The sequence below is a fragment of the Rhodoferax lacus genome, from assembly GCF_003415675.1.
GTDB lineage: Bacteria > Pseudomonadota > Gammaproteobacteria > Burkholderiales > Burkholderiaceae_C > Allorhodoferax > Allorhodoferax lacus.
Map to the genome: position 1 here is coordinate 413386 of NZ_QFZK01000002.1, position 12755 is coordinate 426140.

9 protein-coding genes are annotated in these 12755 nt (G+C 63.4%); 5 read left to right on the top strand and 4 right to left on the bottom strand.

Annotation, left to right across the window (positions count from 1 at the left end; translation table 11 throughout):
• The first annotated feature begins 14 nt into the window (after window positions 1-14).
• Window positions 15-662 (top strand): bifunctional 4-hydroxy-2-oxoglutarate aldolase/2-dehydro-3-deoxy-phosphogluconate aldolase, encoded by a 648-nt coding sequence (gene eda, locus DIC66_RS05565; protein WP_117174854.1) that lies wholly within the window; start codon window positions 15-17, stop codon window positions 660-662.
• A 561-nt stretch (window positions 663-1223) separates the two neighbouring features.
• On the opposite strand, the gene DIC66_RS05570 is transcribed toward eda, so the two are convergent.
• Both DIC66_RS05570 and gloA read right to left on the bottom strand, forming a co-directional pair.
• Window positions 1224-2123 carry a DMT family transporter gene (locus DIC66_RS05570; RefSeq protein ID WP_117174856.1) on the bottom strand — a complete coding sequence of 300 codons (900 nt, stop codon included), beginning with the start codon at window positions 2121-2123 and terminating at the stop codon, window positions 1224-1226.
• Between the two features lie 7 nt (window positions 2124-2130).
• Window positions 2131-2517, bottom strand: coding sequence for a lactoylglutathione lyase (gloA, locus tag DIC66_RS05575; protein WP_117174858.1), 387 nt, complete (start codon window positions 2515-2517; stop codon window positions 2131-2133).
• A gap of 89 nt (window positions 2518-2606) precedes the next feature.
• Here gloA and DIC66_RS05580 point away from each other — a divergent pair, with 89 nt between their 5' ends.
• A complete protein-coding gene (locus tag DIC66_RS05580) occupies window positions 2607-2990 on the top strand; it encodes a cupin domain-containing protein (protein WP_117174860.1) in 384 nt (127 codons plus the stop codon).
• Here the strand turns inward: DIC66_RS05580 and DIC66_RS05585 are convergent.
• Both DIC66_RS05585 and DIC66_RS05590 read right to left on the bottom strand, forming a co-directional pair.
• Window positions 2987-4147 carry an HDOD domain-containing protein gene (locus DIC66_RS05585; protein ID WP_117174862.1) on the bottom strand — a complete coding sequence of 387 codons (1161 nt, stop codon included), beginning with the start codon at window positions 4145-4147 and terminating at the stop codon, window positions 2987-2989. The genes DIC66_RS05580 and DIC66_RS05585 overlap by 4 nt on opposite strands.
• Window positions 4148-4228: 81 nt before the next feature.
• Complete coding sequence (locus DIC66_RS05590; protein WP_117174863.1) at window positions 4229-6010, bottom strand: DEAD/DEAH box helicase; 1782 nt, start codon at window positions 6008-6010, stop codon at window positions 4229-4231.
• A 303-nt stretch (window positions 6011-6313) separates the two neighbouring features.
• On the opposite strand from DIC66_RS05590, the gene DIC66_RS05595 reads away from it, so the two are divergent.
• The 3 genes from DIC66_RS05595 to DIC66_RS05605 all read left to right on the top strand — a co-directional run bounded on the left by DIC66_RS05595 (window position 6314) and on the right by DIC66_RS05605 (window position 12731).
• On the top strand, window positions 6314-8530 hold the full coding sequence (locus tag DIC66_RS05595; RefSeq protein ID WP_117174865.1) for a DUF1631 family protein: 2217 nt from the start codon (window positions 6314-6316) through the stop codon (window positions 8528-8530).
• 74 nt (window positions 8531-8604) lie between these two features.
• Window positions 8605-10266: an energy-dependent translational throttle protein EttA gene (gene ettA, locus DIC66_RS05600; protein WP_117174867.1), complete on the top strand. Its 1662-nt coding sequence runs from the start codon at window positions 8605-8607 to the stop codon at window positions 10264-10266.
• A 17-nt stretch (window positions 10267-10283) separates the two neighbouring features.
• Entirely contained in the window at window positions 10284-12731 is a 2448-nt protein-coding gene (locus DIC66_RS05605; RefSeq protein WP_117174869.1) for a DUF1631 family protein, read from the top strand.
• Window positions 12732-12755 lie beyond the last annotated feature (24 nt).

Genomic DNA, 12755 nt, shown 5'->3' on the forward strand with positions numbered 1-12755 from the left:
GAACAGGAATTTTGATGAGCACACCCCAAACCTTTACCTCCCTGCAAGTGATGCGGGACGCCCCGGTGATCCCGGTCATCGTATTGAACGACGTGGCCCACGCCGTGCCCATGGCCCGCGCGCTGGTGGCCGGTGGTATCCGCATGCTCGAAGTCACGCTGCGCACGCCGCAGGCCCTGGCCTGCATTGAAGCGATTGCCCGCGAAGTGCCCGAGGCCGTGGTCGGTGCCGGCACCGTGCGCTCACGGGCCGATGCCGTGGCCGCAGCCAATGCCGGTTCGCGCTTTGCGGTCAGCCCCGGCTACACCAGCGCCGTTGGCCAGGCCTGCCGCGATGTCGGCCTGGCCCTGTTGCCCGGCGTGGCCACCGGCAGCGAAATCATGATGGCGCAGGAAGACGGCTTCACCCAACTCAAATTCTTCCCCGCCATGCAGGCCGGCGGGCCCGCCATGCTGAAAGCCTGGAGCGGCCCCTTCTTTGATGTGCAGTTCTGCCCCACCGGCGGCGTGACGCTGCAAAACGCACCCGAGTTCCTGGCCCTGCCCAATGTGGTGTGTGTAGGCGGCTCCTGGCTGGTGCCGGCCGACGCCGTGGCCTCCGGCAACTGGGCCCGTGTGACCGAACTGGCCCAGGCCACGCACGCGCTGCGCAAGAGCGCTTAAGCGCCTGAGCGCCTGAGCACCACGCCAACCGCTGCTGCTGATCGCGCGAACCTTCCGCAGGCTAGACGCTTGCATTCACCAGCACCGACTAGGCAGCGCAAGCCGAAGCCCGGCAAATGAGGTGGCGCTCCCGATTGGGGCCATGGCGTGCCGTCGTATAGCCAGCGGGAGTGAGGCTTTTTCACTCGCTGCGCGGCCAGGGGGTATGCCGGGCACCTCATGGCGGGGTACCGCAAATCGGCGCCCGGCATACCCCCTGGCCGCGCGCCCCCCGTGAGAACCAGCGATTCAGGACAGTGCGCGCCGTTTGTACGGTCGGTGTTCGCCCTTGCCTCTCCTGCGCACCCACCCGCAGGTACGAGACCTTCATTTGCCAAATAGCGCACGCATTTGAAGACCCGCTTCCAGCCTGAAGTTGAACGCCAGCGTGGCGTTCTCATGACCGCAAGCGCGGCCCCCATCAACTGCCACTGCGTGTCCCGATCCCAGTGGTGCGCAACTTCAAACATCGTTTGCGTCACCTGGAACAAACAGCCATCGGCTGACATTGCCAAGTAGGACTTACGCCGCGCCTGGCGGCAACGTGTTGTCGGCCGCGCGCCCTTGCTGGTGGAACTGCCAGGCCAGGTGCGCCAGCAGCGCCAGAAACACCACCGAGCCACCCAAGAGCGTGCGCGCACCGGGCAGCTCGCCGTGTATCAGCCAGACCCAGATAGGCCCCAGCACGGGTTCGGCCGTGCCAATCAGCGCCGCCAGCGCCGCGGGCAGCAGGCGCGCGCCGGTGACAAACAGGGCCATGCCCAGGCCCAGGTTGGCCGCGCCAAACAGGAACAGCAAACCCAGGTCGGCGCCGCTTACGGCAAAGTGGCCCACCAGGCCGCCCGAGACGCCAGCGGCAATCAGCGTGCCCAGGCAGACTGCCGGCATCATGGCCACATCCGAGTGCCGACGGGTGATCACCGTGGCACAGGCAAACACCACGGCCACCAGCAGGGCCAGGCCGTCACCGATGGGGGATACGGCGCCGCCCAGCGAGGCCGACACCATGATGGCCACGCCAGCAATCACTGTGGCAATGGCGGCCCAGGTGGCCAGGGAGACGCGCTCCCGGAACAGTACAAAGCCCAGCAGGGCGGCAATCAGCGGCACACCGGCCTGCATCAGCAGCACATTGGCCACCGTGGTGTAGGACAGGGCCACTACAAAGCAGGTGGAGGCGGTGGCAAAGCACAGCGCCACGCCCACGCCGGGCAGGCCCATGGCAATGAACAGCTTGCGTGTGGTGGCCGGGCCGTCCCGGTAGAGCATGAAGCCCAGCAAAAAGGCGGCCGCAAACACCGAGCGCCAGAACACCGTGACCCAGCTGTCACTGGTCTCCAAAAAGCGGGCAATCGCACCGCCAAAACTCCAGACGGCTGCCGATCCGAAGACCAGCAGGGCGCCGCGCCGCTCCTGGTGCATAGGCGGCTCAGGCGTCGCGCTGGATCAGCTCGATCTTGTAGCCGTCCGGGTCGGTGACGAAGGCAATCAGCGTGTTGCCGCCCTTGACCGGACCGGCCTCGCGCGTCACGTTGCCGCCGGCCGCTTTGATCTTGTCGCAGGCCGCATACACGTCTTCCACGCCCAGGGCAATGTGGCCGTAGGCCGTGCCCAAATCGTAGCTCTCGGTGCCCCAGTTGTAGGTGAGCTCGAGCTCGCACTGGGCCGGGTTGGCCTCATAGCCCACAAAGGCCAGGGTGTACTTGTATTCGGTGTTTTCCGAGGTGCGCAGCAGTTGCATGCCCAGCACCTGGGTGTAGAAATCGATGGAGCGTTGAAGATTGCCAACGCGCAGCATGGTGTGGAGTAGTCGCATGCACCAGATTGTGGCGCATAAGTTCGAAGCACGCGTGCGCTGTTGCAGAATGGCGGTCCCGCCTGCAGCCCTTTTTCAGCGAGTCCGCCATGCACACCTTCACCCAAGTCGTCCTGTTTACCGATACCGATGGCCAAGCCCGCTTTCGCGAAGAAGCCATCCCGCTGCCCCAGGGCAATCCGCAGTCCATGTTGTCCGAGGTGTTTGCCTCTGGTGGCTTTCAGCTGCGCTACAGCCCGGTGGGTTTTCGCAGCACCTTCCATTGCACGGGCGCGCCGCAATGGGTGTTCATCCTGAGTGGGCAGATGGAGATTGGCATTCAGGGCGGGGTGTCGCGCATCTTCAAGCCGGGCGAGCATTTCTACTCCGCCGATGTGCTGCCCGAAGGCGCCGTGTTTGACCCGACGGTGCACGGCCACTGGAGCCGCCAGGTCGGCCCCGATCCGCTGCAGACCCTGTTTGTACGCGGCTAGCCCCGCTGCTGCATGGCGTACACCATGGCGTTGATAGGTGCCACCACCTCGCGCAGGCGCAGCAAATCGTTGAGGCCCGCCAGGTCGGGCAGTTGCAGATAGGTTTGCAGGTAATAGAACTCCGGGCCCTGTTCCTGGTCGAGTTGGTAAGCGCCCAGATCTTTCACCTCGCCACGCGCCAGTTTTTCACCCAGGCGGGCGCACAGGTAGCAAAACGCTTTGGCCGTTCTGTGGTCCTCGACGGTCGGTCCGCACGGTGTCAGCAGCACGCTGTCTATTGCCCTGACGCGTTCGATGATGACGGCAGGCAGTTCCCATTGCTGCATCAGCAGGCTGCCGATCTCTGCCGCGCACAGACCCAATTCGTTTTGCTCAATGCGGCTGCGTTCCAGCATGCCCTTGGCCAACATGGCCTTCGCCACAGGGCGGGGCAGCAAGGAGTGGCTTGCAACCTGGCCCAGAAACGACAGCACGACGTGCGTAACCAGGGTCCCTGGCTCCGGGAGTTTCAGGTGTTGCGCGAGCCTGAAACACAGTTCGCTGGCGAAGGCGCTGGCGTTCCAGAGCCCCGTGAAAATTCTTTTGACCTCCGGGTCATCCGAGCGGAAGGATTCGTCCAGCAGGTATTGCAGACAGATACTGCGCACGGTGTTGGTGCCCAGAAAGGTGACCGCATGGCCAATGCTGCTCAACGGAGATTGCAGTCCATACAGTGAGGAATTCACCGCCACCAGCACCTTGGCTGCAATTTGCGGTTCTGCAATCACCATGTCACTGAGTTCACTGGCATTGGCCTGTGCCAGGTACTGGGGCGACACCAGTTTGTGCAGCGCGCTGGGCGGTCGTGGAATGCGGCTGAGCAGTGCCCCTATGTCCTGCGCGTCCTGGGCCGGAAGGTCTGCGCCGCGGGTCGGCACAAAGCCTCTCAGCATGGACGCGATGTGGGGGTTGGCTGCGCGTATGACAGGGTGTGCCACCGATGGTTTGGCTGCCATTGGGGCGCTGATTGCTGCCGACGCCCTGCGCAAGGATGTTTGTGCGGGTTTGACACCGGCAGGCGCAGTGCGTGTTCGAGGCGCATTGCGCTTGCCTGGCCGGAAAAACAAAAACAGTGCGGCGGCACCGAGCGCCACCAACAGCACAGTCAGGTAGTTCATATCACGCTCCCTTTTGCATCGCGCGCGTGACGCGCGTTTCAGCGCGCGATTCTCACCGAAATACCAATTTCTGGTGTGAAATTACCGGCTGGATCCACCACCGCCCGAACCACGCGGGCCACGGGGGCCGTTGCTCGGGCCATTGGCGCCGCCGTAGCCACCACCGCCGCCACCACCACCACCGCTGCGGCCACCGCCACCATAGCCGCCACCGCCACCATTGCGGTTGCCGCCACCGTAGTTGCGGCGGGCGCCGCGCTCGGCCATCATGTCCACGCTGGTGCGCATGGGGTCAGGCTGGCCGGCCGGGGGGCGCGGTTCGCGTGGCTCGTTGGCAAAACCTGCGGGCTGTTGCGGCATGCCATTGCCACCATTACCCATGGGGCGGCCACGGCCCTGGCCCTGCGGGGGACGGGCGCCTTGGGGACGCGGGGGCTGGAATTCGCCGCTGCGGTCATTGCGCTCACCGCGCGGGGCGCCGTTGCCGGCACCGGGTCCACCACTGCGGCCGCGGCCTTGGCCACCACCACCATTACCGCCACCATTGCCACCACGGCCACCGCCACCACCAGCGCCTGCCTTGTTTTCCCGCACACGGGTCAGCATCTCGGTGCGCGCAGCTTTTGCGGCAGCTTGCATCACATCACGGCTGGGCGGCTTGCCGGCACCACCCCAGATGGTCTGGCGGCCCATGGCAATGGGCTCACCCTTTTCACCTGGCTCGGGGCCGAAGCCTTCCACGATCTTGACTTCGATGTTTTGCTTGGTGAAGCGCTCGATGTCCTGCATGAAGCCTTCTTCGTCCAGGCACACCAGGTTGACCGCGGCGCCGTCGGCACCAGCGCGGCCGGTGCGGCCGATGCGGTGGACATAGTCTTCGCTCACATTCGGGATTTCGTAGTTCACCACGTGCGGCAGGTCGTCGATGTCAATGCCGCGGGCGGCAATGTCGGTGGCCACCAGCGCGCGCACATCGCCGCTCTTGAAGCCGGCCAGCGCTTGCGTGCGGGCAGCCTGGCTCTTGTTGCCGTGCAGGGCCATGGCGGAGATGCCGTTCTTTTCCAGGAACTCGGCCACGTTGTTGGCGCCGAACTTGGTGCGGGTGAACACCAGCACCTGGCTCCAGTTGTTCTCGTTGATGATGTGGGCCAGCAGGGCCTTCTTCTTGCCGCGGCCTACCGGGTGGATCACCTGGGTGATGCGCTGCACCGTGGTGTTGCGCGGGGTGACCTGCACGCTTTGCGGGTTCTTGAGCAGGTTGTTGGCCAGCTCGCGGATTTCGTCGCTGAAGGTGGCCGAGAACAACAGGCTTTGCTTGTCCTTGGGGACAAGCGCCAGCACTTTCTTCACGTCGTGAATAAAGCCCATGTCCAGCATGCGGTCGGCCTCATCCAGCACCAGCATCTGCACCTGGCCCAGGTCCAGCATGCCTTGCTGTTGCAGGTCCAAGAGACGCCCGGGTGTGGCTACCAGAATGTCCACGCCCTTTTTGAGCTTGGAGATTTGCGGGTTCATGCCCACACCGCCAAAGATCACGGTGCTGCTGAGTTGCAGGTACTTGCCGTAGGTGCGGATGGACTCTTCCACCTGGGCTGCGAGTTCGCGGGTGGGGGTCAGCACCAGGGCACGGATGCCGGTGCCGCCGAATTTGTTCTGCGCGCTGCGGCTCATGGAGAGGCGGTGCAGCATGGGCAGGGTGAAGGCTGCCGTCTTGCCGGTGCCGGTCTGGGCGCCGCCCAGCAGGTCGTGGCCCAGCATCACCAGGGGGATGGCCTGGGACTGGATGGCGGTGGGGGTCTCGTAGCCCTCTTCGCGCACGGCCTTCAGGATGGCCGGGGCCAGATTCAGTTCTTCAAAGTTCATTGGATATATGCGCCCTTCCGGGACGCCGGGGTACCGGCCGTTCCACCTGCGGTGCAGGTGGTCAGTCAAAGGCAGATGGATTCAAAAGATGGGACGCAATGTGTGGTTGGGTCCCCCAGCCAAGATGCTGGCATTGCGGGCAACTGATTCGCCGCAATGCAGGTATTGTCGCACGTTGTGCACGCGCAGGCGCCCGGGTTGCCGCAAGTCCGTTGCAGAGGCCGTGATCTTGTGTAATTTTTTGTGAAAGCATGCGCCGATTCGCTAGCCAGCGTGGCAGCCTGCTGACAAAATGGTTTCACAATGAGCAAATTCATGTTGCGCCGCTTGGGAGTGGCAGATGACCCGGGGCACTACCAGCCCAATCTGCAGGCCTGTCTGGATGCGGTGCTGGAGCAAAGCCCCATCCTGATGGATGGTGTGCTGGAGGGACTCAAGCCCTTGCTGCTGTCCCAGGGCGAGAAAAAGCCGACGGCCGATGAGGTCTTGTTGCGCGACACCCTCAAGGAATTGGGCGAGCAGGCTCCTGCCCTCAAGGCCAGTTTTGCGGCCCATTTGCGCACCTACGTGTTTGGTGGACAGTCCAGCCGGCATGCGGCGCGCCAGCTCATACGGTTTGAAGATTTCCAGTTTCTGGATTCCGACCAGATCGACGCCAATATCGAGTTCGCCCAAAGCCAGCAGGCGGTGCAGTTGGCGGTGCAGGATGTGCTGCCCACACTCAACGCCATGGTCAGCCACCTGCTGGGCTGGTCTTCGGTGCTGGCGCACCTCAATCCGCTCAAGCCAGACGCCTTCGTGCATGCCTTGCGTGAGGCGCTGGAAGAGTTTGTGCCGGAGCGCGCAGCACGTGCCCTGGTAATGCACCGCGCCTCGGGCCTGTTGGGCGTGGGCTTGCACCAGTTGTACCGCGAGGTCAGCGAGTGGCTGCGCTCCCAGGGCGTGGAGCCGGTGCACATGGCTGCCCATGCCAGCACCGGCCTGTGGAATCCGGACAACGCGTCCCAAAGCACGGTGGTGCGCAGCATGCTGACCCTGGACAAGTTGCGCCGGCTGCTCTCGGGTGAGCTCGACCCGAATCCCTCCCCCGATGGGCGCATGGATTTTTCGCACACTGTGCCGGCCTCGTTTGAAGCCTTGCAAGACATGAAGTTGGTGGAGCCCATGATGAAGCGGCTCTCCGACCGGGCCAGCAAGACGGTAGCTGCCATGCTCAAACTGGCCGAACCTGCGCCCGTGGTGGACATGCTGGCGCAGGAAGACGAGCCGGCGCAACGCAAGAAGCTGGGTGTGCAATTGGGGCGGGAAGTGGTGCTGCTGATGCTGGACAATTTGATGCAGGATTCCCGCCTGCTGGAGCCCGTGCGCGCCAGTCTCAAAGCTTTGGAGCCCGTACTGGTGAAGCTGTCGCAGCAGGATGGTCGCCTGTTCAGTGAACGCCAGCACCCGGCGCGCCTGTTTCTGGACCGCATGACGCACCGCAGCCTGGCTTTTTCTTCCACCGAGGCGCCGGGCTACACCGCCTTCCAGGAGTCCTTTGACGGTGCGGTCAGGCAGCTCTTGGCTGGAACGGGTGACGCGGCGGCCTTTGGCAAGGTGCTGCACGGTCTGGATCAGGCCTGGGGCAAGGATGAGGCCGATCAGCACGAGCGTGCGGCCCTGGCGGCGCGTGGTCTGCTGCATGCCGAACAGCGCAATCTGCTGGCCCAGAGCCTGAGCCAGGAGTTTGGCGAGCGTCTGCAGGGACTGAAGGTGCCTGACATGGTGGTCGGTTTTTTGCGCGGCCCCTGGGCCCAGGTGGTGGCGCAGGCCCAGCTCAACTTCGCCGATGGCACGGACGATCCGGGTGGCTACAAGGCCCTGGTGGAAGATCTGATCTGGAGCGTGCAGCTGCGCCTGACCCGTCGCAACCGGCCACGCTTGGTGCAAATGGTGCCCGAGATGCTGGTCCGGATGCGCCGGGGGTTGGAGTTGATTTCCTATCCAGCCAAACGCATGGACGTCTTTTTTGACGCGCTGATCGCCTTCCATGAGCAGGTCTTTGACACCCCCAAACCCACGGCACCCGAGCCCGTGGTGCCTGCACCTGCCACACCCGCAACGCCCGTCAATGCGACCGGTGGCTTTTGGATTGCTGACGAAGAGGCTGCCGAGTCCGGTTTCCTGGATGAGGAGCTGGGTTTGGCAACGCCCTTGCCGCAGCCGCGCCCGGAGTCGGCCGACCAGGCCATCTGGAGCGTGGACACGCTGAACACCGGGACGTGGGTGGACCTGGCCCTGGGCGGTAACTGGGTGCGCGCCCAGCTCACCTGGGCCAGCCCGCAGCGCACGCTCTTCATGTTCATATCCAGTAGCGGCATGGCGCACTCCATGTCGCGCAAGACCATAGACCGGCTCAAGAAGTCCCGGCTGATACGTACCGTGTCCGACGGCCGGGTGATGGACAACGCCCTCGATGCAGTGGCACAAACCGCTCTGCACAACGACTTGCTGGCACCCAAGCCCAAAGCACGTAAATAGCGTGTTTCCCGCCAGTGGCGGGCGTGCGCAGTCGATAATGCTGGCTTTACCTCTCCCAAATAATTCGCACCGCAATGGCCCAATACGTCTTTTCCATGAACCGGCTCGGCAAGATCGTGCCGCCCAAGCGTCACATTCTTAAAGACATCACGCTGTCCTTCTTCCCCGGCGCCAAGATCGGTGTGCTGGGCACCAACGGCTCCGGCAAGTCCACCCTGCTGAAAATCATGGCCGGCTTGGACAAGGAAATCGAGGGCGAAGCCATCCCCATGGCGGGCCTGAACATCGGCTACCTGCCCCAGGAGCCCCAGCTCGACCCCACCCAAACCGTGCGTGAGAGCGTGGAAGCCGGCATGGGCAAAGTGTTCACCGCCAAGGCCCGTCTGGAAGAGGTGTACACCGCCTACGGCGATGAAAACGCCGACTTCGACGCCCTGGCCGCCGAGCAAGCTGAGTTGGAGGCCATCATCGCCACCGCTGGCACCGACTCCGAGCACCAGCTTGAAATTGCCGCCGACGCCCTGCGCCTGCCCCCGTGGGACGCCAACATCGGCGTGCTCTCCGGTGGTGAAAAGCGCCGCGTGGCGTTGTGCCGCCTCTTGCTCTCCAAGCCCGACATGCTGCTGCTCGACGAGCCCACCAACCACCTGGACGCCGAGTCGGTGGACTGGCTGGAGCAGTTCCTGCAGCGCTACCCCGGCACCGTGGTGGCCATCACCCACGACCGCTACTTCCTGGACAACGCGGCCGAGTGGATTCTGGAAATGGACCGTGGCTCCGGCATACCCTACAAGGGCAACTACTCTGACTGGCTGAGCCAGAAGCAAAGCCGCCTGGAGGCCGAGCAAAAGGGCGAAGAGTCGCGCGCCAAGGCCTTGAAGAAAGAGCTGGAATGGTCGCGCCAGAACCCCAAGGCACGCCAGGCCAAGAGCAAGGCGCGTCTGGCCCGCTTTGAGGAGCTGAGCGACTTTGAATACCAGAAGCGCAACGAAACCAATGAAATCTTCATCCCCGTGGCCGACCGCCTGGGCCATGAAGTCATTGAGTTCACCGGCGTGACCAAGTCCTTCGGCGACCGCGTGCTGATCGACAACCTCAGCTTCAAGATCCCGGCGGGTGCCATCGTCGGCATCATCGGGCCGAATGGTGCCGGCAAGTCCACGCTGTTCAAGATGATTGCCGGCAAGGAGCAGCCTGACAGTGGCACCGTGAAGATCGGCTCCACCGTGAAGATGGCCTTTGTCGACCAGCACCGTGACGACCTGGCCAACAACAAGACCGTGTGGGAAGACGTCTCCGGCGGCTTGGACATCCTCAACGTGGGCAAGTTCCAGATGGCCAGCCGCGCGTATTGCGGCCGCTTCAACTTCAACGGCGGCGACCAGCAGAAGAAGGTCGGCATGCTCTCGGGCGGTGAGCGTGGACGTTTGCACCTTGCCAAGACCTTGATTGCCGGCGGCAATGTGCTGATGCTCGATGAGCCGTCGAATGACCTGGACGTGGAAACCCTGCGCGCCCTGGAAGACGCGCTGCTGGAATTTGCCGGCACCATCATGGTCATCAGCCACGACCGCTGGTTCCTGGACCGCATTGCTACCCACATCCTGGCCTGCGAGGGCGACAGCCAGTGGACCTTCTTTGACGGCAACTACCAGGAGTACGAGGCTGACAAGAAGAAGCGCCTGGGAGAAGAAGGTGCCAAACCCAAGCGAATGCGCTATAAGGCTCTGAAATAATCTTTCTCCGAGAAGCCATGCCCACAGCGCCAGCCAATCCTGCTTCCACATCCTCTGGCCAAAACCAGGAGCTGTACCGCACGACGCTGCAGGAAGCGGCTGCAGGTGGTTCTGTGCTGATGGGCAAGATGGTGGATTCCGCGCGCCAGATTCTGCAGGCGCAGGAAGCCTCGCTGCGGGACCCCAAGGAGCGCGAATTGGTGGCCACAGCAGCCAACCAGTTGCGGCGCCAGGAGCAGAATCTCTACGCTGCCTACCCGCAGGCCTTGCTCAGGGCGTTTGGCGGGCCTCAATCGGGCTATAAGTCGCAGACCTTGTCGGTAGCAGACGTTCATTTCGACCAGCTGGAGTTGATGGACGAGGCGCAGGTGCAGATCAGCGTCACGTTGGCCCGCATCCGGCAATATGTCATGGAAACTGCGCTGGTCAGCCTGAGTGAGCTCAATTCGCTGATCTGTGGCCTGCAAGGCATGGGCAGCGTGCGTGCCGAGCACAATCCGCTGCGGCCCGACAGCTACATCGGTGCCCTGAAGGAAGTGGTCGAGCAGACCGAGTTGCCTCGAAGCATGCAGCTGCTGTGGTTTAACGCGCTGACCACGGTACTCGGGCCGGAATTGCGCGCCTTTTACGTGACGCTTAATGCCCAGCTGCGCCAACAGGGTGTGACCACGGTGGGCTTTGCTGTGCCGGCCGGATTTGGCAGCCACACGGGTGGGGCCGCGCTACCGTCAGCCGCTGCGCCAATTGCGGCTGCGCCAACTGCCCCTGCTGCTGCCGTTGATGTTGAAACTGCCATGCAAACCCAGGCCGCGCCCTTGGTTGATGAAATGGTGCATGTGCCGCCTGCCTTCCAGAGCAGGGCCCGCGACCCCAGGCTGCTCACATTGGATAAATTGCGGCGCTTGCTGGTCGGTGAACTGGCTACGCCAAGTTCCGGGGGCAACCGTGTGGCGGAATTTTCGGCCCAATTTGACCAGCAGTATGAAGGCAACAATCTGGGCGTTCCTCAAGGCCCGCCCTCCGAATTTGCCGAGACCCTGCCCGCCGCGGTGGAAGCCCTCACCGAGATGAAGCAGGTGGACAGGGTCGTGCAAAGTTTGCAGCAGCGCCGCACGACAGAGTCCGCAACAGCACATCCTCAGGCGCACTCCATCGAGGCCCAGCGCCAGTCGCTGCGCCAGGGCGCCAGGGATGTGGCACAGGCCATCAGCCTGGAGGTGGTAACACTGATGGTGGACAACATGGCCCGCGATCCGCGCTTGCTGGAGCCTGTGTGCCAGGTCATACGCGGCCTGGAGCCGGCCCTGTTGCGCCTGGCGCTGGTTGACCCGCGCTTCTTTACTGACAAGCAACACCCTGCGCGGCGCCTGCTGCATGAGCTGACCCATCACAGCCTGGCCTTTGAATCTGCCACAGCCGCTGGCTTTGACCGGTTCATGGGCGAGCTGCAGGAATCACTGGCCCCCTTGTTGCGGGCGTCGATCGAGAGCGGCGAGGTATTTGAGGCCCGGCTGGCCATCCTGCAAAAGCATTGGAATGTGGACTCCCAGGCCCGCTCAAAGTACCAGGACCTGGCGGTGGATGTGCTTGCCCATGCCGAAGCCCGCAACATCCTGGCCGAGAAAATTGCCCACAAAATCGAGAAGCATCCGGATTCAGCCAAGGTGCCTGCAGTTGTTCTGGACTTTTTATGCGGACCCTGGGCCCAGGTTCTGGCGCAAGCGCGTATCAAGCAGGGGGTCGGTTCGCCGGCGGCCGAGAAATTCGAGGCTTTGGTCCCAGCTTTGCTGTGGAGCGCGCACCCTGAGCTGGCCCGTACCAATCCCGCAAAACTGACCCGCGTGGTGCCTCGTCTGCTGACAACGCTGAGGGAAGGTCTGGACACGATCCAGTACCCAGTCACACGCACCAGCAACTTCCTGGAAGCGCTGATGGCCATTCACCAGCAGATCTTCCGCGCCAATACGGTTCTGCCCAGTGCGGATGCGGGCGTCAACGCCACCTTGCCCGAGATGGCGCTGCCTGACCGGGTTCGTCCGGTGGCGGATGGCAACCCCTGGATTGCGCCCGAAGAGGCACTGGCGTCCAATTTTGTGGAGTTACAGGAAAATCCGGCCGATGCAGATCCAGCGGATGCTCCATTGGTGCCCGAGCTTCTGCCCGACTTGCTGCCAGCATCGGACCCGCAGGCGATGACGGAGAGCGACTTCTCCCTGGGCAGCTGGGTGGAGATGTGGACAGCTGGACAATGGCAGCGCACCCAACTGACCTGGGCCAGTCCGCACGGTACCTTGTTCCTGTTCACAGGCATCTTCGGGACCACGCAGTCCATGACGCGGCGCTCGCGCGACAAGTTGCTGGCCACCGGACGCCTGCGTCTGGTGTCAGGTCAATCGGTTGATCAGGAGGCACTCGATGCAGTGGCCCAGACTGCTATGCGCAATAGCGTGGACAGTGTGCTGTAAATGCCAGCGGGCCTGGCTGAAATC